Origin of the sequence: Agathobaculum sp. Marseille-P7918, assembly GCF_964248325.1 — a bacterium.
Lineage (GTDB): Bacteria > Bacillota > Clostridia > Oscillospirales > Butyricicoccaceae > Agathobaculum.
On sequence record NZ_CAXTXI010000008.1, the window covers coordinates 12,879 to 32,634 of the forward strand.

General features: G+C 46.7%; 24 protein-coding genes and 1 tRNA gene. 13 read left to right on the plus strand and 12 right to left on the minus strand.

Annotation, left to right across the window (positions count from 1 at the left end; genetic code table 11):
- Window positions 1–32 precede the first annotated feature (32 nt).
- Window positions 33–995, minus strand: coding sequence for a DNA/RNA non-specific endonuclease (locus tag ACESSO_RS11145; RefSeq protein WP_373165373.1), 963 nt, complete (start codon window positions 993–995; stop codon window positions 33–35).
- 117 nt (window positions 996–1,112) lie between these two features.
- Between ACESSO_RS11145 and ACESSO_RS11150 the strand changes: the two genes are divergently transcribed.
- From ACESSO_RS11150 to ACESSO_RS11160, 3 genes are all read left to right on the plus strand, one after another.
- Window positions 1,113–1,328 carry a helix-turn-helix domain-containing protein gene (locus ACESSO_RS11150; protein WP_373165374.1) on the plus strand — a complete coding sequence of 72 codons (216 nt, stop codon included), beginning with the start codon at window positions 1,113–1,115 and terminating at the stop codon, window positions 1,326–1,328.
- 241 nt (window positions 1,329–1,569) lie between these two features.
- Complete coding sequence (locus tag ACESSO_RS11155; RefSeq protein WP_373165375.1) at window positions 1,570–1,773, plus strand: helix-turn-helix domain-containing protein; 204 nt, start codon at window positions 1,570–1,572, stop codon at window positions 1,771–1,773.
- Window positions 1,774–1,996: 223 nt separating this feature from the next.
- Entirely contained in the window at window positions 1,997–2,176 is a 180-nt protein-coding gene (locus tag ACESSO_RS11160) for a hypothetical protein (protein WP_373165377.1), read from the plus strand.
- A gap of 111 nt (window positions 2,177–2,287) precedes the next feature.
- On the opposite strand, the gene ACESSO_RS11165 is transcribed toward ACESSO_RS11160, so the two are convergent.
- The 4 genes from ACESSO_RS11165 to ACESSO_RS11180 all read right to left on the minus strand — a co-directional run bounded on the left by ACESSO_RS11165 (window position 2,288) and on the right by ACESSO_RS11180 (window position 5,069).
- Window positions 2,288–2,557, minus strand: a complete 270-nt coding sequence (locus ACESSO_RS11165; protein WP_373165378.1) for a type II toxin-antitoxin system Phd/YefM family antitoxin — start codon at window positions 2,555–2,557, stop codon at window positions 2,288–2,290.
- Window positions 2,558–2,785: 228 nt separating this feature from the next.
- Window positions 2,786–4,000, minus strand: a complete 1,215-nt coding sequence (locus ACESSO_RS11170) for an ATP-binding protein (RefSeq protein WP_373165381.1) — start codon at window positions 3,998–4,000, stop codon at window positions 2,786–2,788.
- A 258-nt stretch (window positions 4,001–4,258) separates the two neighbouring features.
- Window positions 4,259–4,639: a hypothetical protein gene (locus ACESSO_RS11175; protein WP_373165383.1), complete on the minus strand. Its 381-nt coding sequence runs from the start codon at window positions 4,637–4,639 to the stop codon at window positions 4,259–4,261.
- Between the two features lie 106 nt (window positions 4,640–4,745).
- Complete coding sequence (locus ACESSO_RS11180) at window positions 4,746–5,069, minus strand: helix-turn-helix domain-containing protein (RefSeq protein ID WP_302665136.1); 324 nt, start codon at window positions 5,067–5,069, stop codon at window positions 4,746–4,748.
- A gap of 206 nt (window positions 5,070–5,275) precedes the next feature.
- On the opposite strand from ACESSO_RS11180, the gene ACESSO_RS11185 reads away from it, so the two are divergent.
- The gene (locus ACESSO_RS11185; RefSeq protein WP_373165384.1) at window positions 5,276–6,442 is read left to right on the plus strand and encodes a hypothetical protein; all 1,167 of its coding nucleotides are present in this window, start codon (window positions 5,276–5,278) and stop codon (window positions 6,440–6,442) included.
- Between the two features lie 573 nt (window positions 6,443–7,015).
- Here ACESSO_RS11185 and ACESSO_RS11190 read toward each other — a convergent pair.
- Window positions 7,016–7,867, minus strand: coding sequence for an aldo/keto reductase (locus tag ACESSO_RS11190; RefSeq protein WP_373165385.1), 852 nt, complete (start codon window positions 7,865–7,867; stop codon window positions 7,016–7,018).
- A gap of 172 nt (window positions 7,868–8,039) precedes the next feature.
- Between ACESSO_RS11190 and ACESSO_RS11195 the strand changes: the two genes are divergently transcribed.
- The 4 genes from ACESSO_RS11195 to ACESSO_RS11210 all read left to right on the plus strand — a co-directional run bounded on the left by ACESSO_RS11195 (window position 8,040) and on the right by ACESSO_RS11210 (window position 11,158).
- The gene (locus ACESSO_RS11195) at window positions 8,040–8,912 is read left to right on the plus strand and encodes a LysR family transcriptional regulator (RefSeq protein ID WP_373165387.1); all 873 of its coding nucleotides are present in this window, start codon (window positions 8,040–8,042) and stop codon (window positions 8,910–8,912) included.
- 197 nt (window positions 8,913–9,109) lie between these two features.
- A complete protein-coding gene (locus tag ACESSO_RS11200; protein ID WP_373165389.1) occupies window positions 9,110–9,346 on the plus strand; it encodes a putative signal transducing protein in 237 nt (78 codons plus the stop codon).
- A 40-nt stretch (window positions 9,347–9,386) separates the two neighbouring features.
- Window positions 9,387–9,614: a hypothetical protein gene (locus ACESSO_RS11205; protein ID WP_373165391.1), complete on the plus strand. Its 228-nt coding sequence runs from the start codon at window positions 9,387–9,389 to the stop codon at window positions 9,612–9,614.
- Window positions 9,615–10,048: 434 nt separating this feature from the next.
- A complete protein-coding gene (locus tag ACESSO_RS11210) occupies window positions 10,049–11,158 on the plus strand; it encodes an RNA-guided endonuclease InsQ/TnpB family protein (protein WP_373165393.1) in 1,110 nt (369 codons plus the stop codon).
- Window positions 11,159–11,294: 136 nt separating this feature from the next.
- Here the strand turns inward: ACESSO_RS11210 and ACESSO_RS11215 are convergent, their stop codons facing one another.
- Both ACESSO_RS11215 and ACESSO_RS11220 read right to left on the minus strand, forming a co-directional pair.
- Complete coding sequence (locus tag ACESSO_RS11215) at window positions 11,295–11,597, minus strand: hypothetical protein (RefSeq protein ID WP_373165395.1); 303 nt, start codon at window positions 11,595–11,597, stop codon at window positions 11,295–11,297.
- A gap of 49 nt (window positions 11,598–11,646) precedes the next feature.
- Entirely contained in the window at window positions 11,647–11,868 is a 222-nt protein-coding gene (locus tag ACESSO_RS11220) for a hypothetical protein (protein ID WP_373165397.1), read from the minus strand.
- 198 nt (window positions 11,869–12,066) lie between these two features.
- On the opposite strand from ACESSO_RS11220, the gene ACESSO_RS11225 reads away from it, so the two are divergent.
- Both ACESSO_RS11225 and ACESSO_RS11230 read left to right on the plus strand, forming a co-directional pair.
- On the plus strand, window positions 12,067–13,338 hold the full coding sequence (locus ACESSO_RS11225; protein ID WP_373165399.1) for a DUF6076 domain-containing protein: 1,272 nt from the start codon (window positions 12,067–12,069) through the stop codon (window positions 13,336–13,338).
- Between the two features lie 8 nt (window positions 13,339–13,346).
- Window positions 13,347–14,753: a tyrosine-type recombinase/integrase gene (locus ACESSO_RS11230; protein WP_373165400.1), complete on the plus strand. Its 1,407-nt coding sequence runs from the start codon at window positions 13,347–13,349 to the stop codon at window positions 14,751–14,753.
- Window positions 14,754–14,979: 226 nt separating this feature from the next.
- Here the strand turns inward: ACESSO_RS11230 and ACESSO_RS11235 are convergent.
- Window positions 14,980–15,055 (minus strand) — tRNA-Thr (locus tag ACESSO_RS11235).
- 181 nt (window positions 15,056–15,236) lie between these two features.
- Between ACESSO_RS11235 and rpsF the strand changes: the two genes are divergently transcribed.
- From rpsF to rpsR, 3 genes are read left to right on the plus strand one after another with little or no spacing between them, the layout of a single operon-like run.
- Window positions 15,237–15,533 (plus strand): 30S ribosomal protein S6, encoded by a 297-nt coding sequence (gene rpsF, locus ACESSO_RS11240; RefSeq protein ID WP_373165402.1) that lies wholly within the window; start codon window positions 15,237–15,239, stop codon window positions 15,531–15,533.
- A gap of 15 nt (window positions 15,534–15,548) precedes the next feature.
- The gene (locus tag ACESSO_RS11245) at window positions 15,549–16,040 is read left to right on the plus strand and encodes a single-stranded DNA-binding protein (protein ID WP_297283421.1); all 492 of its coding nucleotides are present in this window, start codon (window positions 15,549–15,551) and stop codon (window positions 16,038–16,040) included.
- Window positions 16,041–16,061: 21 nt separating this feature from the next.
- The gene (rpsR, locus tag ACESSO_RS11250; protein WP_297283420.1) at window positions 16,062–16,334 is read left to right on the plus strand and encodes a 30S ribosomal protein S18; all 273 of its coding nucleotides are present in this window, start codon (window positions 16,062–16,064) and stop codon (window positions 16,332–16,334) included.
- A gap of 80 nt (window positions 16,335–16,414) precedes the next feature.
- Here the strand turns inward: rpsR and ACESSO_RS11255 are convergent, their stop codons facing one another.
- From ACESSO_RS11255 to gyrA, 3 genes are all read right to left on the minus strand, one after another.
- Window positions 16,415–16,615, minus strand: a complete 201-nt coding sequence (locus ACESSO_RS11255) for a helix-turn-helix transcriptional regulator (RefSeq protein ID WP_373165405.1) — start codon at window positions 16,613–16,615, stop codon at window positions 16,415–16,417.
- Between the two features lie 5 nt (window positions 16,616–16,620).
- Window positions 16,621–17,004, minus strand: coding sequence for a hypothetical protein (locus tag ACESSO_RS11260; RefSeq protein WP_373165406.1), 384 nt, complete (start codon window positions 17,002–17,004; stop codon window positions 16,621–16,623).
- A gap of 168 nt (window positions 17,005–17,172) precedes the next feature.
- Complete coding sequence (gene gyrA, locus ACESSO_RS11265; protein WP_373165408.1) at window positions 17,173–19,740, minus strand: DNA gyrase subunit A; 2,568 nt, start codon at window positions 19,738–19,740, stop codon at window positions 17,173–17,175.
- Between the last annotated feature and the right edge of the window lie 16 nt (window positions 19,741–19,756).

Here is a 19,756-nt window from a genome sequence, read left to right on the forward strand (position 1 = left end):
CAGCAAGAGCAATTCTATTGTGAGCCGTGCAATCATGGCCTGCACCTTTTACATGGTACATAGCCCTTTTCGATCAGTGCTTCTCGTGAACCGAAGTAATCCTCCCGATTGGATGGCTTGATATCCTCCACACTGGAGCAGCTCGGCCGGTGAAACTTGCGCGTGTTGTGATTGAGCACATAGCTTGGCTCCTCCTCGGGCGGTGCTTGTATGGTCGGCTCAGGAGGAGCTGCGTCTGCCAATGCACTTTCCCCGGTGGCATAGTTGATTTGCACACCGGGCTGGACATTGAAGGCATAGACACAAAAGCAAATCCCTGCACCGCTGTCCTCGACCGAATATCCCTCCATAAGAACACCGCTTGCCAGCAGGTTATCGCCCTCGAAAATTGGCGTCGCGCGATAGAGCACATGATTGCCGGTTTGCTTCACATAATCGGCTACCTGATTTTCAAACGGCAGCATCCCCTCGATATTCAGATACCGCGTACCGGTGATCAGATTGCGTTCATTCGCGTTTTCAGCGGTCAGTTGGTATCCAATCAGATGACAGCGATTGTACAGATATTTGCCGTCTACGCAGTCGTATTTGACCAGATGCCAGCCGCTCGGTTTGACCTGTCCGATGCTGCCGCGATCTTCGGTCGGCATCAGATCTTGACCAACACAAGCAAATGCAGCGCCGCAGCGACCGAGCGCATCCAGCGGACTGTATGTCTCAAAAGATTGGTCTGCGATCTCGTCGTCTGTGAAAAACGGGATATTGTTATGGATCTCAGTATAGGGCGCGCATGCATACTGAGGGATTTCCCATTGCGGTTGTGGGTTGTCTTCGGGCAAGGTCGCTTGGAATACGCTGCTGATCGGTGTCTGCTCGGTTGTTCCGCTGACTATGTCGGGGCTACTGCTCTCTTGCGCGAGATCTGCTTTGCATCCGGACAGGATCAGAAGTACCCAGACCAGTGATATACCCCATCGCACGATTTTCTGCTTCATACAAACCCCGCTTTCTGCTGATATGACTGCTGTGTTATACCCATAAATTGATACAGATCTGAGCGCATTGTGGAAAACGCGATACACGGAAATAAGAATCGTTTCGGAGGCCTTGAAATGATCAGCTATGAGCCGCTTTTCAGAACCATGAAAGAAAAAGGAATTACATCGTACAAGCTACAAAAAATGGGCTTCAACCGTGCGACCTACTATTCGATGAAATGTGGCAAAAGCGTGTCCATCAACACCATTGATCTGCTTTGCAGGTTGCTGGACTGTCATGTTGAAGATATCATGCAATATATAGAAGAAAATGACGAAAAAACACGATAAAGTGGATTTTCGTCATTTTTTATAGAGCATTTTCTGTATGCCTCGAATCGTCAATGACCATACCGCCAGAAGGTAACATGGCATTGCAACCCCAAATGCGAAAATCAGCAATAGCGCCCGTCTTTCAAAACTTTTATACGGTTTCCCTTCTCACTCTATATAGGCAATATTGCCCATAACACTATATCACTATTATAGGCAATAATAGAGATATATCAAGTGAGAGAAAGGGGACTGCTCAGTGATCTCCTATGCACCGTTGTGGAAAACGATGGAGCGTCGTGGCGCAACTACCTATACATTACAAGTCATGGGCGGTATCAGCAGTTCCACCATTCGTCGATTGAAAGCCGGTGAGTCCGTATCCACCAATACGCTGGACGCGTTGTGTAAGGTGTTGGATTGTGATTTGACAGATATCGTCGAATACCTGCCGGAGCAGTGAATGGCTCTCTGCCAAGCCGCCAATTACGCTCTTATGGGATAACCTCAGCATCTAATTACAAAAGCAAAATCCGGCCTTTCAAGGCCGGATTTTTTTATATACAGAAACTTATTAGGATGAAATCTTCTGCTTTTTTGTATTTCTGGTCAAGAGCGTCGACGCGTATCGCTGCATCAGCGACCATGCCGAGCGCTTTCTAAAGGATCACACGAATGAGCTGGTCGTGGTCGACATCAAGGACAACCAGATCGGCAGCATCGAAGAAGAATTTGCGTTGCTGATTTCTCTGCTGCTTTCGACTGCGCTACTCAATGGCCGCCTGTCCAAGCATTTTGAAACCAACACGGGTTACGACCTGGATATGCGCCTCTATTATTGTCAGTTTGATTATTGTTTTTTTTAGCAATACATTGGTATCTTGCCGCCTCTGGATTGCAAAGTTCACGTCCAATATACCGAGCAATTCCCACAATATCCTGCCGAGCAGATGGCAAAAACTCTACGTGGTACCTCCTTATTCCTCCTTGATAGCGTCCCTCATTGCGGCGAGAACATCCTTGGAAAAATATCGCTGCCCTGTAAGCGCCGCTTCTTGCTCTGCCTGTTGGAGCTTACAGTATACTTCGCTTTCGAATTGTAGATTTTCATAAGCTTCCATACTCAAAACAACCATGTCGCCATACCCATTTTTGGTAAGAAAAACAGGCTGAGCGGTTTCATGAACGGTCTTCGAGATTTCAGCAAAGTTATTTCGTAAATCAGAAACTGGTCGGATCATTTTCATATCAATCACCTTGTATGTATATTATCATGATTATGCTAAGTACTCAAGAAGGATTATCGGCATCAAGTATAACACGGCGAATGAAATCCCCGATACAAAAAGTTTAGAAATAGATTTGACTCGACGAGAAGTAGTCAACCAAAGCAGGCAGGAAAAATAAAAATCGGCACGGAGTTCCGTGCCGATTTTCTTCTTTGTCCCGTGCATCGTGCCATGAAACGGGTTCCGTCAATACCACGCATCCATCAGCAGGAAGTCCCGGATATTGCAGTGCTTGATCCCGTCCCGGCTGAGGTCAATCTCATCCATCGAAACGACGTATTTGGGGAAATTATCCCGGATGCCATCGAAAGTACCAAATTCACGCTGCACGGTATCTTCCGAGGCCAGCAGATAAGTTACCTGCACATACAGCTTCTGATCCTGTTTGCTGCAAACAAAGTCTACCTCTTTGTCTCCCACTTTGCCCACGGTCACCTGATAGCCCCTGCGCAGCAGCTCGAGATAAACGATGTTCTCGAGGATCAAGTTTATGTCACGCATGTTGCCGCCATAAACCGCTTCCCGAATGCCGTGATCAGCGATATAGTACTTCTCGTTGGTGGACAGGATCTGTTTGCCCTGTAAATCCTGCCGTTTGACCTGATAGAACAGATAGGCTTCCGTGCAGTACTTGATGTAATTGAGCACGGTTTCTGCCGAAACCACGCGCTGTTCGCTCTTAAAGTATTTGACCAGTGAGGTTGCCGAAAAGGTTGTGCCGATATTGGTCATCACATACGCGACAATGCGTTCCAGCAGATCGACGTCCCGTATCTTGCCGCGCCGGACAATATCCTTGAGCTGCACCGAGTTAAACAGGTCGGTCAGATATTGCCTGCAGGGTTCTGCTTCAAAGTGCAGGTTGGACAGATAGGGCATGCCGCCGGCAGTCAGATATTTCTGGAAACACTGAGCAGGCGTCGCTTCCGGAAATACCGTGCGATACAACTGGATAAACTCTTCGAACGAAAAGGGATAGATGACAAATTCGACGTATCGTCCGCCCAGATAGGTGGCCAGCTCACCGGACAGCAGTTTCGCATTAGAGCCGGTGACATAGATGTCGCAATCCATTTCCACGCGGAAAGAGTTAACGCATTTCTCCCAGCCGTCCACCTCTTGGATCTCGTCAAAGAACAGATATACCTTGCCGTCCATTTTGTCAGTGCGCCGGAGGATCTCATCGTGCAGTGCCTGCGCCGTACACAGATGGCTGTTGCGCATATCTTCAAAGTTGATCGTGATACAGTGCTCGGTGGAAACCCCGTTGGAAAGCAGCTCTTCCCGAATCAGTTCCATCATGACCGACTTGCCGCTGCGGCGCATGCCTGTCATCACCTTGATGAGATCGCTGCCGATAAACGGCCGAATTCGGTTCATATAGCGTTCTCGTAAAATCATAGCGCAGTCGCCCCTTCCTGTGATCGATTCGTTTTCACTATACTCAGTATACCTGAAAAGAAGGAGAATTATCAAGATTTTATCAGATATAACCGATAAAAAATTAACTCTTGCTTTTGTAAAGTATGTATAGATGCTGATGATGGAAAAGAGTGCCGTAACACAAAAAGATACCCGGTCTGTATCTACATGATGCAGACCGGGTATCTTTGCGTCAGTCATTATGATAAAATAGCTTAGTCTGGTCAGGTGTTCCGCTCAGACATCATATTTTGGCAAATATTCTACGTTATAAATTCCGTAATATTCATTGACAATTCTGCGGATATCTTCAAAATAATTTGCTTGTGTCGGACTTCCTAGTGTACCGCTCCTTAATGAATAAGGGTTCTCCTCATAATAAGTGATCATTTCTTTGGTCACGCCTGCAAAGTAGGGCGATTGCTCATAATAAAGCGGCATCTCGACACCCTTTGACACCACAAAGTCAACACATTCCTGTTCGGATAGATCGGATAGGCGGACACCGGTTTTGGCATACTCCGCAACTGGATGGTCAGTTTTCCAGATCAGCACCATAATCAGTATCGTTGCAAGAAAAAGAAAAAACATTTTCTTACCGCGTGAGGGGTTTTTCATGCTGCCACCTCTTCAAGAATGATTGATCATAAAGAATGTCCCAAAATACGAAACAGCTGCAAGGTAGTTTCTCTATTTTGACAGAGACGCATTGCAATGGCCAAACCTATGACCCGCTGTGGAAAAAGGTATCCATCAATATTTTTAGTTGTTCCTGCTGTTTGGGTGTCAGTGCATGGAATTGACGCATCAAATCAGTGGCGTTATCCCACTCATGGTAACGCAATTCATTGGTCAAGAGCTGCTCCGGGGAGCATGGCAAAGCATTGCACAGTGCAATGAGCGTCTTTAAGCTGGGGGTTTTGATACCCGCTTCCAACTGCCGAATATAGACTGGTGTGCGCTCGCATAGCTCAGCTAATTGATCGGAAGTCAAGCCGCGCTTTTTTCGTTCTTCTCTCAGTGCTTCCCCAAACTTCTGCAAATCCATCGTTTTCCGTCTCCGCCATTTTAGATACATTTTAGTATGCTTCAAGCATAGTCAAAAATGTATTTATCGAATAGTAGCTAATAGAATACAAAAATGTATTCTATTTTTTACAAACGGATTGCACCTGATATGAGAAAGATGTATAATAAAGAAAAACATTCCGTGCATATGGACAAAGTATCAATGAAAGGCAGGAGGGATGCCCTATGTTTAAAAAACTCATTTCCAGCCTACTGGCTGCAAGCATGCTGGCGACCTTTGCGAGTGCAGCGTCAGGCAATCAGCAGACAGCCCAGCCGTCTCCCCATGCGATTTACGTCGATGGAACGAAGGCAAATGTCGCAGCGTATGAAATCAATGGCAACAATTATTTTAAGCTGCGTGATATTGCGGCCATCGTAAACGGCAGCGAAAAGCAGTTCGAGGTAAGCTGGAACAACGATGCACAGCGCATTGATTTGACATCCGGCAAAGCTTATACGATTGTAGGCGGCGAATTGGGCGCCATCGGCTCCGCATCCAAGAAAGCAGAAACGTCAACGGCAGTCGTTTACAAGGATAACGTCAAGATGGACTACACCGGCTACAACATCGACGACAACAACTACTACAAACTGCGTGATGTCTGCAAGTCCTTTGATATCGGCGTTAACTGGGACGGCGCGAACCAGCGTGTTGACATCCTGACCGATGAAAGCTATGTACCCGAGGGTCAGGAGACCGAAGAGCCGGAGCAGCCGGATGAAAACGAGGGCAAGATCGATCGTAACGGTGTGATGATCGACGGCGTTGTGACTGTTGACGGCAAGGATACTGCGCTGATTGTCAATGGTCAGGAATACAGCTTAGATGAAAAGTTTGTTTTGAACGGCAATACTTATATCGTTGCTCAGGATGCAATTTTCAAGGATCGATTGATTCCGATCATCTACAGAGATCCGAATGAATCCAAAGATCATGAAGTCGCTGAAATTCCAAGCTATCTGAAGATGGACGAATTCACCGATGATTATCTGGCTTATCTGGAAAACAGCGGCGAGCAAATCATCACAAAGACGGTTAAATATCAGCTCTATGAAAAGGGTCGCCCGTTCCAGCATGCCGTTAAATTAGCTGTTAAGGATATGGATCAAGACGTATATATCACTATGTTCGAAAGCAATTCGGATGGCTCCGGCGAATTCAAGCTGTCGATGACGCAGAGCGATTATGAAGCTGAAATGAACGGTGAAAGAGCGTTCTTGGTTACATTGGCAAATGGTGGCGGCGTTAAAATCGGCAACGATTACTACAGTGTGCGCGGTGGCCTGATTGAGGAACTTGGCCTGACCGGATATCGTGTGCATTTTGAAGCTGTTAAGTCTCAATATTAAGACAACACCCTATTCGAAGCCGCTAAAGTGGTAAAATGAAAAGAAGAATCGCTCTTGCATGGGTGATTCTTCTTTTTTGTGAACAATATGATTCAATAAAAACATGAAAAAATGTTCTAATCTCATGGTTGACACAAGTATTTTTTTCGACGTTCTGAATGAGGCTCAACACACTTTTGAATCGCTGATCCTAATAACTTTTTGGGTACGGTTTAGCTGCAAAAAATGCTTATATTTGAACCGAATAATTGTCTTCCTGTTGGCTCTTTGAAGATGGAAAATTGAGTGCGAAAATTCTAAAGAAAATAAGGGCCTTTCACGCCCCTTTTTTCTGGGCAAAAAAGCACTCTAAATGGGAGAGCCTCTGAAATGGCATGTCGAATGCCTAAAACCCTAGACAGCGTCTAGCATTTTGCGCATCGGAAAGTGCGAAAATTACTCGAATTCAAAATTCAAGGATTTTCGCAGCGAAAATCCTTGAAAAAATAGATGCCCTAGACGGTCAGCTTCGCAGCATTTTGACAGGCTTGCACAAGCTCACATTTACATTAGAAAATTACAGCAATTTTTCCCTCATGCGTGAACCTTGAGATTGTGAAGCATCTTGATAAACTCAGGGTTGTTATGATCCACAATGTTGCTATGTCCCATATCCAGAATATCGATTTTTGCCATTTCATCCTGAGTCAACGAAAAGTCCCAAATATCAAAATTCTGCTCCATGCGATCTTTATGCACAGTCTTGGGGATAACTACCACGCCCCGCTGGATATTCCACCGCAGTGCCACCTGAGCCGCGGTCTTACCGTGGGAACGGCCAATCTCTGTCAAAACGGGGTTTGTAAAGATATCGAACTTTCCTTCGGCAAAAGGACCCCATGCCTCAGGCGTTACGCCGTAGTCCGACATGATCTTCATGGCTTCCTTCTGATGGAAGAATGGATGAATCTCCACCTGATTCACTGCCGGGCGCATCTCTACGGATTCACAGAAATCCAGCAGTCGGGCGGCATTGAAGTTGCACACACCAATGGCCCGCAGCTTACCCTCCCGGTAAGCTTCCTCCATAGCCCGCCAAGCGCCGATATAATCTCCCACCGGCTGGTGAATCAAATACAAATCCAGATAATCCAAACCCAGGTTATCCAAAGAGGTTTGGAGGGCTTTTTTCGCTGCCTCATAGCCTGCATCCTGTACCCACAGCTTGGTGGTTATGAACAACTCTTCCCGTGGGACACCGCATTTGGCGATTGCCGCACCCACGGCCTGCTCATTCATGTAAGCCGCCGCCGTGTCAATCAGGCGATAACCGGTGTCAATGGCATCAAGCACCGCCTGCTCACACTGAACTGGGTCCGGCACTTGAAATACGCCAAATCCCTCCATAGGCATCTTCACGCCATTATTCAAAGTCACATAATCCATTTTGCATTCTCCATTCATCATCAGCATACTTATTGATTCTGAAGTTATTCTAATGGCATGATATAGAAAAGTACAGAACCAATCTTACATAGTATTATTCATATTATGCATACTGACTTGTTGGAGACTTTCTATCCTGTTATAATGGGAACATAAAACGAGGTGAGTCCCTATGATAGAACTCGAGCAGCTTCGGCAGCTGGTGGCGTTTGCCGAATACGGTACTCTATCCAAGGCAGCGGAAGCCCTGCACATTTCCCAGCCCTCCCTGAGCCGGACCATGCAGGCGTTGGAAGAGGAGCTGAAAGCAGTCCTCTTTACCCGGCAGAAAAACCGCATTGCCCTGAATGAAACAGGGGAGGTAGCTGTGGAGCAGGCCAGACATGTGCTCTCAGCGGCAGAAGAACTGACAGAACGGGTGCGACTGGCACACAGGTCCAGACAGAGAATTTCCCTAGGCTCTTGCGCCCCAGTTCCCATTCAGGATCTGAAGCCACTGTTTCGGAAACTGTATGATGGTGTGATGGTTTGCGCAGAGTTGAACGATTCGGATGAAGCGCTGCTGGATGGCCTTCGACAAGGGCGATATCAGATTGTGGTTACCCATCAAGCACCGCCTCAGGACGCGGAACTGTTCTCCTTTGCCTACCGAGAGGAGCACCTCAGTCTGCTGGTGCCCATAGATCACCCCTTGGCGCAGCTTCCGGTTATCCATGCCGATGATCTGGCACACCAAAACCTCCTGCTTTACTCAGAGATTGGATTCTGGACGCAGGTATGCCGGAAAAAGCTGCCTGATGCTCATTTTCTTTTTATGAACGAGTGGGATGCGTTTGGCGAGTTGGTGGGACTGGGTGCTTTCCCTTCCTTTGTCACCGATGCTTTTGACCCAGAACGTCCGGTGGAAAATAAAGTGGTGATCCCCATTGAAGACGAGGACTTCCAAACCGCCTATTATTTTCTGTGCTTGGAGAAAGATAGGGAGAAATTTCAGAGGCTCATCGGACGGCTTCGGGAAAAAAGATTTTGGACAGAGCCCTTATAAATATCTCATGTAAGAAAAACCGTCAGGCCTGTGTCCATTTAACCGGATTTTCGTACCGTTGTTTTAGATAAAAATAGGATAAATATTTGTCGCATTATGCAATTGATATCATTTTCTTCGCATCCTATACTAATTTTAACAAAAGAATTTGTGATTTACCTGTTTTCCGTAGTTATAATTAGTAAGGGGGCTTTGCAATGTCATTACCGTACTTTTTAACACACCAACTGGTATTTTCCAGCTTTTCTGCCGAGGATGTTTTGCAGGTAAAAGAAAAACTGAAAGCGAATGACATTTCCTTTCTTGTCAAAAAGAAACAGTCAAATTTGAGCGGCGGCACCTTCGGACAACTCGTTGATAAGCAAATCGCATACGATGTCTATGTACCGAATGAGGACTTTGACCGCGCAAGGCATGTGTTAAGCCTGCTATAATTTCAATACAACCAGAAAAGCGCTTAAACTAAACATTCAAATGAATTTGAAATTGAAGAAAGAAGCAGAGGTTATTCATATGTTCCTGCATCAAATTGCACTCGATAAAACTGTTCCAATGTCGAATTCACTTTGTACTGAGCTATCATTATGTGAACATCTCCTCAAAGCAAAAAGAAACCGTGAACAAGGCGTAAAAGGAATTCCAGCGATGGAAGTTATAGCTCAAATAGATGACATAATTAACAGAGTGGAAGCACATGAATAATCATAAAAAATTCTATCGTCTGATACAATCCTTATGAATAACTGACCCATGATATCAAAAATAAAAACAGATCTCTCCATCTTCAAATTGGAAAGATCTGTTTTTTTATTATATAAACAATGAGAAAAAAATAAGAAAAATGATTGCAGAACATTTGTTCGTATGATATAATATCTATAGAAATAAAAAATACGGCAGCGTATGGGAGCTGCAACTCCCACACGCCTGCGCAGGTGATTACGCCACCTACACAACGGATTACTCCGCACCGTGAAACCAGTATACCCTTTTTTGACCTCTTTGACAAGATGGGGACTGTTTTGCGGGGCGTGCTTCGCATTTGTTTCAGACCCTCCGTACCGTGTAGGCCACAAGCCCTGCATGGTATTTTTTGTTTGATGTATTTTAACCATCCGACAAAAGGAGGAAGCAACATGAACACCAAGTTTGAAACCGTATTCCGTACCTATTCCTATCGCTTGTACCCGACCAAAATGCAGCAGCTGGAACTCAAAGCACTGTTTGACTTGCAGGATCATGCGTTCAACGACTGGGCTGACCTTGCCAATCGCGGTGTCGCACAGGGCAAAAACTACGAGACAATTCAGAAAGAGATTGAGTCGCACGAGATCCTGACCGAACGCCGGGAGGATCGTTATGCGCTCAGTGTTACTCGCAGCCATGTGTTGACACTGGCACGCCGTCTCTGTGACCACCAGATTGAGCGTATTCGTTTTCGCCTGCCTGACCGCCAGCAGCGTTCGTTTACCTATAAGACGGTTGGCATCAGCGAGCATTATCTGGTTATTCCATCGATCGGTACAATTGCCATACGCGGCTATCGTCCGTTTCCCGATCATGCAGAGCTTCGTTATGCTAAGATTCTGGTAGACTGCTATGGTGCCGAATACCGTGTTGATCTGGTGCTGGCGGTCTCTCTCCCGATTGCAGAAGAGCAGCCGGTGCTTTATGAAAATGTGGTCGGTCTGGATTACACGCAGAACGGCCTGTATGTCACCAATACCGGTGAAAACGCTGGTTATCCAGGTTATCGCAGGATAGCACAAGAACAGCTTCGCCGGTATCATCGTGCAGCAGCTCGGTTTCGTCCGGGTAGTCGTCGTTGGTACAAACAGAAACAGCGTGCCGCCAAGCTGGAACGACATATCGTGTATCAGCGCCGCAACTGGCAGTATCAGCAGGCTTATAAGCTCTGTAAAGAACATGATGCAATCTGTGTCGAAACGCTGGATCTGGCTGCTATGAAACAGGCAAATCCCTCGTTGGCGTCCAAACTCAATGACAATGCCTGTGCCGCTTTTTTCCGTAAGCTCGAACAGATCCTGCATCAGAACGGCAAGAAACTGATCCGCGTGGACCAGCATTACCCATCATCCCAGATTTGCTCCTGCTGTGGCGCATATCTGGGCAAGCAGCCGCTCAGTGTAAAATCCATCACCTGTCCGCACTGTGGTGTGACCATCCGCCGTGACCACAATGCAGCCCGCAACATCCGTGATGAAGGCTTCCGTCATCTGGAGTAAGATCGTGTTGATCGCCCTCGGACGTCTGGGTGTGATACGCACGCGCGCGAGCCTCGTGAATGGCGTCACGAAGATTGTTTTTTGCTCGCAAAAATACCCCGTGGCAGACGTGCCGCGGGGTATCCACTCTTTTTTGTTAATTTTTATTGGAAAATTCCTTCCACTTTGAGCAAAAGCCATACACATTATTGCGGCGCTGCAGCTTATTATTTGCAACGACTTCGATAAAACCATAAGCAATCAGTTCGTCACGGTAGCGCCAGAAACTGCTACGTGAAAAACCGCACTGAACTGCAAGATGACAAGGAAATTGAAAGTGTTGTTTTCCGTTCGCCACGTACATCATGCAAAGTAGTAATTTTGTTGTAGATGACGGCAATGTGTTCCATGCTTCCGATTTGATCATTGTTTCGCCAATTCGTATGTACTTTCGTTCCATACCAGTTTCTATCTTTGTAAACCAAGGCGGAAACGGAACCTTATTTCTTCTATATGGACTTCGTGGCATATTTATCACCATATTTCGTTGGGTCGGACAGATAATCCATCAATACGTCTAAATCAATTAATTTGCGACAACCATTACCAACAGGAATTGATGGAATGACTTGTTTTTTTATTAAGCTGCGTATCATTCTGGCTGTTACAGCACTTGATGGATCAATCTGTTTTATTTCCTTTACAGCTTCATCTGCATATCGCAATTTCATGCTGTGCACTCCTTTCTGTTCTTTTATTCTACAAACCTATTGTAACACAGAAAAACCAGATTGAATATTCTCAAAATAAACCTAATTTTATTTTATATTTCTATGTTTTGGCTTTTGTTGTTTGTATTATTTTTTATTATAAAATGAAATTTGACAACAAACTTTTTTTGCATATAATTAAACGTAGGAGCTGATTTTATGGAAAATAAAAAACTTCATCGCGAATGTCCAAGCTATTATTATACAGCACGTCTTGATATAGAAAAAAACTCTAAAACACAGGGTGAGTGTATTCTTGTATTATCCAACCAATATATCAGCAATGATTATTGTGAGCATCTTTGGATCCATGATATGGTTTCTTCATGCGGTTTTCTGAATTCAGATTTATATCATTCACTCATGAGTGAGTATTCATTTCCTATTTATGGAATAAATTCTCCGCTTCCAGATGAAATGGAATTGGGACCTTTTCCATCGGATCGAAATGAAAAGGAATATCGACCAAAATTTTCTCCTGTTATTCAAGCACCTTTTACTTTATTCTGTGATTTTTTAGCCATAGATGTTCAAAAATTTATTTCTGAACTTGTTAATTATCTGCTAAACACATCCGAGCTATATCAAACAAACGAGATAGTTGATAAAAATCTTTTGAAAAGAAAATATGCTCCTTTTTCTCAAATGATAATGCTGGATGATATCATCGAAGGTCATTTGGAATTGGAAAAGACCAAGGAGTATAAACAATTATCGTATGAGGAAGCACGCCTCTTTTTAACTAAAACATATGAAGACGCTTGGTTTGATTTTATTTTGCTCCAGGAATATTGTAAGGCTTATATAAATCAACCTTCATTATATGGTGCACCGGGTTATTTTGATTCTTTTCGTCAACGGTATCAGGTTTTTGATTACTATCCTGTGCATGGCAAAATGAATGAGAATGCTGAGTTAGAAAAGCGATTACTGCGTGAACATTATTCCAACAAGGATAGTAACGGATTCCATACTTCTTTTCATGAGTTTACAAAAAAAATCCCTACTTTAAAGAAAAAAACAATAGTTGCTTCTAATTTCAGCGTTTTCTTGGCAGACATGCTTAAAATGATTATTGAAAATGGCTATACAATTAAAAAATGTAAACTTTGCGGCCGGTATTTTGTACCTATCGGAAACAATAATATTGAATACTGTTCTCGTATTCGTGAAGGCAAACAAACTTGTCGAGATATTGGCCCCAAACAATATTCACAAAATAAAATAAAAAATGATAAGGTGAAAAACGAACTGAAGAGAATATATAACAGATTGAGAAATCAAAAAGAGCGTTATCCGGAACAACCAGAATATGCAAGACAGTTTGAAGAATTCAAACAAAAGTCCAAACAGCTTGAACATTCTTACCGGGCTGGAGAATTATCCGAATCTGAGATGATGTCTGCGTTGGATATTTGGAAAGCGAGATGATCATCCAAATGGCAACAATCGAGAAACGGGGGCAAAGCTATCGCATCAGTGTTTCTGACGGATATGATATGAACGGCCATCAAATTCGCCATACCATGACATGGACACCGCCCATCGGTATGACTGCAAAACAGATTGAGAAAGAAGTCAATCGCCAGGCCGTACTATTTGAAGAGCAGGTCCAATTAGGACAAATATTAGACGGAAATATCCGTTTTTGTGACTTTTGTGAGCAATGGCTTCGTGATTATGCCGAGGTACAGCTTCGTCCTACTACCATTCGAAGTTATCGCCAAATTATTGATCGATTAAATCAGTCAATCGGCCATATTCGTTTAGATAAGCTCCGTCCAAAGCATATTATTTCCTTATATCAAAGTCTCTCGGAAGAGGGCGTGGCACAGCGTGCAATATCTCTTTCAAAAAATAAACACATCGACTTAAAGCAGATGGTTCGATCCAATGGTTTTACGATGGAATCCTTTGCAAAATCTTCAAATATATCGATCCGAACTCTTTGTGAAGCCTGTAATAATCGACCTGTTTCCATACAATCTGCAGAAAAAATCTGTCATACACTAGATAAAACGCTCGCAGAGATATTTATCATCCCAAATGTGAAACAAAAGTTGGATTCTTCCACGATCCGTAAGCATCATGCTGTCCTTTCTTCTATTTTATCCACTGCTGTTAAATGGCAACTGATTCCGTACAATCCGTGTGAACGTGTTCAACCGCCAAAACTGAGCCATAAAGATGTACTCTTTCTGGATGAAAAACAGGCCAGTCATTTGTTGGATCTTGTACAGTCTGATACATTGCAGCATCAGGTCATTGTTGTTCTGGCCTTATATACAGGCATGAGACGAGGTGAGATTTGCGGTTTGGAATGGAAAGATATCAACTTCAAACATGCGATTATTAACGTCAGCCGTTCCTCTTTATACCTTCCGGGAAAGGGGATATTTACAGATGAAACAAAAAACACTTCTTCAATACGACCAATTAAAGTACCAGATCATGTTATCCAACTACTTAAAAAATACAGACTGCAACAAAAAGAACAACGTTTGAAACTGGGAGATCGGTGGCAGAATTCAGGACGTATCCTTGTTCAGTGGAATGGTGCGCCGATCCATCCCAGTACAATAACGAATTGGTTTCATACATTTATTTTAAATTCCGACTTACCGGACATTCACTTGCATAGCATTCGTCACACCAATATCACACTGCAAATTGCCGGCGGCATTCCACTTACCACAGTAGCAGCCCGCGCTGGACATGCAAATTCCAGCACAACCAGTAAAATCTATGCCCATGCAATCCAATCATCTGAAGAGGCAGCTTCTCAATATCTGGATAATATTCTTCGTCCGAAAACAGCCACGCATGGAAAAAAGAATATGTCATGAATGAGTGGCATGCTTTCAATGAAATCATCAGTTAGCTGTAAAATAATTTATCCATTGTAAACGCCGCAACAAATATCGGCATTATAGCGCAAGTTATGCACTATTATCAGCAGTTATAAACACCAACGTAAACACCAAATAAACACCAACTCGCCGGTTGGGAAAATTGTAATGCCCTAAAAAGTACAAAAAACCCGTTATTTCTTTCGAAATAACGGGTTTTTTGTGGAGCTTGCGGCCGGACTCGAACCGGCGACCTGCGCATTACGAATGCGCTGCTCTACCAACTGAGCCACGCAAGCAACAATATTTTCTGACAGTACTTCCGTATGTCAGCCTTGATAGTATATCATGTTTTTTCACTTTCGTCAATCTTTTTTTTAATTTTTCCTTGACTTTTTCTGGCTATTCGTTATAATAGTAAAGTATCCTTGCTCATATCAGAGGATATGGGCCAAAAGTCCAAAAGGAGGTGCTAAGAAAATGGCAAAGATTTCTGGCAAGTACGAGACAATCTTCATTGTCAACCCCACGCTGGAAGAGGCAGCGGCTACCGCTGTTGTGGACAAGTTCAAGTCTCTCGTTGAGGCGAACGGCACGAACGTGGAAGTGGAAGATTGGGGCAAGCGCCGTCTGGCGTACCCGATCGAGGACCAGAACGAGGGTGTCTACACCCTGATCCGTTTTGAGTCCAAGCCGGAGTTCCCGGCTGAGCTGGACCGTATCTACAAGATTACGGACGGCATCATGCGTTCCCTGATCGTCTGCCTGGACGACTAAGGCGGTGAACGACCAATGCTCAACAAGGCTATTCTGATGGGTCGTTTGACCCGCGATCCCGAGCTGCGCCATACGCAATCCAACATGGCTGTGTGCTCGTTCCGCCTTGCGATCGATCGTGACCGCAAAGGCCCGAACGGCGAACGCCAGACCGACTTCATCGACTGTGTCGCGTGGGGCCGTCAGGCGGAGTTTGTTTCACAGTGGTTTGCAAAGGGCGTCATGGCAATCGTAGTGGGTCGTGTTCAGTCCCGCCAGTGGCAGGATCAGAACGGCAACAACCGCACTGCAATTGAAGTAAACTGTGATGAAGTTTCCTTCGGCGAGACCAAAAAGTCCCGCGAGGCAAACGCCGGTTATGCCGGCGGCGGTTACGGCGGCTATGATAACGGATCGCAGATGCGGCCCGAGCCTGCCGCGTCTCAGGTAACTCCGGCATTCGATTTGCCCGCAGGCGATTCGGATTTTCAGGAGCTGGCCGATGACGACGGCGATGTCCCATTCTAAACTGAAGGAGGTTACGCGACAATGGAAGAAACCAAGAAGGAATTCACGCCCCGTCCGGAGCGTGCAGAGCGCCCGCAGCGCGGCCGTCGCCGCCGCAAGGTTTGCGCTTTCTGTGTTGATAAAGTCGAGCACGTTGATTATAAGGATGCCGGCAAGCTTCGCAAGTATATGTCTGAGCGCGGCAAGATTCTGCCCCGCCGTATGACCGGTACCTGCGCGCGTCATCAGCGCCAGCTGACCGAGGCGATCAAGCGCGCCCGTCACATTGCTCTGCTGCCCTACACTGCGGAGTAATTACCGTTTCTATTATTAAGGATACACAAATACCGCTTTTCATAAGAAAAGCGGTATTTTTTTAATATAAAATTTGCTGCTCATTCCTCAGTAAAGGAAAAAATCTCCTCGACGGTCAAACCGAACACCTTTGCAATATCCATTGCCAGCTTGAGTGATGGATTGTACTGCCCGTTTTCCAGTCTGCCGATCGTTTCGCGCCGTACACCGACCAGTTCCGCCAGCTGTGCCTGATCCATACCGCGCGCGGCACGCAGCTCTTTGATGCGTGTTTTCAGCATGGCGGTCACACATCCCGGCGCTCGTAATACAGAAACGCCACATCCTGAAAGACGTTGAGCACCGCCATCAGCAACAGCGTATACTCATAAGGGATGGTAAGCGGAGCCTTATCTCCGAAGGCGATGTACAGCAAAAGCGCAAAGTTGAGCGCATTGAACAGCAGGGAATTGGCCTTGTAGGCATTGGCGTGTGCGCGCTCGTCCGGCTTTTCTACACCTACACCGATTTCCAGCAGCACCAGACCGATCAGCAGCACCATGCACAGTGCAATCAAAATTCCCTGCCACGGCTGTGCTTTGATCGGGCCGTAGTTTTTGGCAAACACCCACAGGACAACAAGCACGCCCCATGCGCCGGCATGGAGCAGCTTTGCACGAGTCAGTGTCATAATATATCCCTCCCACATGTGATATATTTGTATCTTTGTGTGATAAATATATCACATGACATGCATTCAGTCAATATTCATTTTCTTTTTTCCACAGTATTGTGGATAATTTTTTGCACCCGGCAGGGGACACAGAAAAAGGACGCACTTTCGTGCGCCCTTTTTTGCTTATTCTTCCGTAGCCTCGGTGGATTCAGCCGATTCGCCATCCTCGGCGGTCTCGTCCTCTTCCTGCTTATCTGTGCGGGCAATCGAGATAACCTTCACGTCCTCGCTTGTACGCATCACGATAACGCCCTGGCTGCCTCTGCCGCATTCGCGGATTTCCTCACAGCCCGTACGAATGATAACGCCATCATCCGTGATAATCATCACATCGTTATCGCTGTCCACAACCGCGATGCCGGCCACCAAGCCGGTCTTTGCAGTCAGGTTATGCAGCATCATGCCGCCGCCGCCGCGGTGATGAATCGTAAACTCCTCAACAGGCGTGCGCTTGCCGTAGCCGTTCTCGGTAATCGACAACACGTACGCACCTTTGCGCGCCCGCGCCGCGCCGACAACATAGTCGCCTTCGCTCAGGCGAATGCCGCGCACACCGGTCGCCGTGCGGCCCATTGCACGCACTTCGTTCTCGTCAAAGCAAATCGCGCGGCCTTCATGCGTTGCAATCAGGATATTCTGCTCGCCGTCGGTCAGGCGCACATCCACGAGTGCATCATCCTCATTGAGATTGAGCGCGCGCAACCCTGCGCGGCGGATATTCTGCAAATCAGACAGCACCACGCGCTTGGCAACGCCCTGACGGGTGACAAAGAACAGGAATTTATCGTCTGCAAACTCCTTGATGGCGAACATCGCGGTGATTTTCTCATCGCTTTCCAGCTCTAAGAGGTTGACAATGTTCATACCCTTTGCCGAGCGGCCGGTTTCGGGAATCTGATAACCTTTGAGCTTATATACCTTACCGCGGTTGGAGAAGAACAGAATGGTATCATGCGTCGACGCGGTAAAGATATCCTTGGCGAAATCCTCTTCGCGCGTGCTCATCGCGGACACACCACGGCCGCCGCGCCGCTGTGCACGGTAAACCGAGGTCGGCTGACGCTTGATATAGCCGAAATGGGTCAGCGTGTAAGCACAAGTCTGCTCCTCAATCAAATCCTCAATATCGATTTCGTCCGCGACGTTTGCAATCTCGGTATGGCGCTCATCGCCGTACTTCTGCTTGATTTCCTGCAGCTCGGCCTTAACGACCGCGAGGATATTCGCGTCGCACGACAGAATTTCCTCAAAGTTTGCGATTTTACCTTCCAGTTCCTTGTATTCGTCGTTGATTTTCTCCTGCTCCAGACCGGACAGACGGCCCAGACGCATATCGACAATCGCCTGTGCCTGCGGCTCGTCGAGGTGGAACTCGAAGTGTTCCGAGCCGTCCACAATGCCGAGCAGTGCAATCTGGTCAATCCAGAACGGCTCAGCCATCAGGTTGACCTTGGCTTCCGCCTCGTTTTTGGACGCACGGATGATAGCGATAATACGGTCGATATTATCGGTTGCAACCTTGAGACCCTCAAGGATATGCGCGCGGTCCTGCGCCTTTTTCAAATCAAAGCGCGTGCGGCGCTCGACAACATCCTTCTGGAATACGACATACTGGTCGATGATTTGCCGCAGCGTGAGCACGCGCGGCTGCAGCTTACCCGCTGCGCCCGACGGCACGAGCGCAATATGAATCATCGAGATGGTATCCTCAAGCTGGGTATAGGTAAACAGCTGGTTGAGAATGACCTGTGCGTTTGCGTCGCGGCGGATATCGACCACAATCTGCATGCCCTCACGCGAGGAATGGTCCTGAATGTTGGTGATGCCGTCCACGCGCTTATCCTTGACGAGGTTCGCCATGGACTCAACCAGACGCGCCTTGTTGACCATGTAGGGAATCTCGGTAATGAGAATCTGGCTCTTGCCGTTCGGCAGGTCGACAATCTCGGTCTTGGCGCGCACCTTGATTTTACCGCGGCCGGTCGCATACGCCGCGCGGATGCCGCTGCGGCCCATGATGACGCCGCCGGTCGGGAAGTCCGGTCCCTTGATGAACTGACAGATTTCGTCCATCTCAGCTTCCGGATGATCGATGACATAGCAGATGCCGTCAATCACCTCGGTCAGGTTGTGCGGCGGGATATTGGTCGCCATGCCGACCGCGATGCCCGACGAGCCGTTGACCAGCAGGTTGGGGAAACGGGAGGGCAGCACAACCGGTTCTTTGAGCTCTTCGTCAAAGTTCGGTCCGAAGTCGACCGTATTTTTCTTGATATCGGCCAGCATGTAGTTGGCAATCTTGGCCATGCGGGCCTCGGTGTAACGGTAAGCTGCCGGGGGGTCGCCGTCGACCGAACCGAAGTTGCCGTGACCGTCAATCAGCGGATAGTGCAGCGAAAACGGCTGCGCCATGCGCACCAAAGCATCGTAAACCGATGCGTCGCCGTGCGGATGATAACGGCCGAGCACATTACCGACGGTCGTAGCCGACTTACGGTAGGGCTTATCCGAGGTCAGGCCGTCCTCGTACATCGCGTACAGGATGCGGCGGTGTACGGGCTTTAAGCCGTCGCGCACATCGGGCAGCGCGCGGCCGACAATGACGCTCATCGCATAGTCGATGTAGCTCTTTTTCATCTCTTTTTCGAGATCGACCTGCAATATTTTTTGCTGTTCGTATTCTTGACTCATTCTTTGCCTCCGGAAT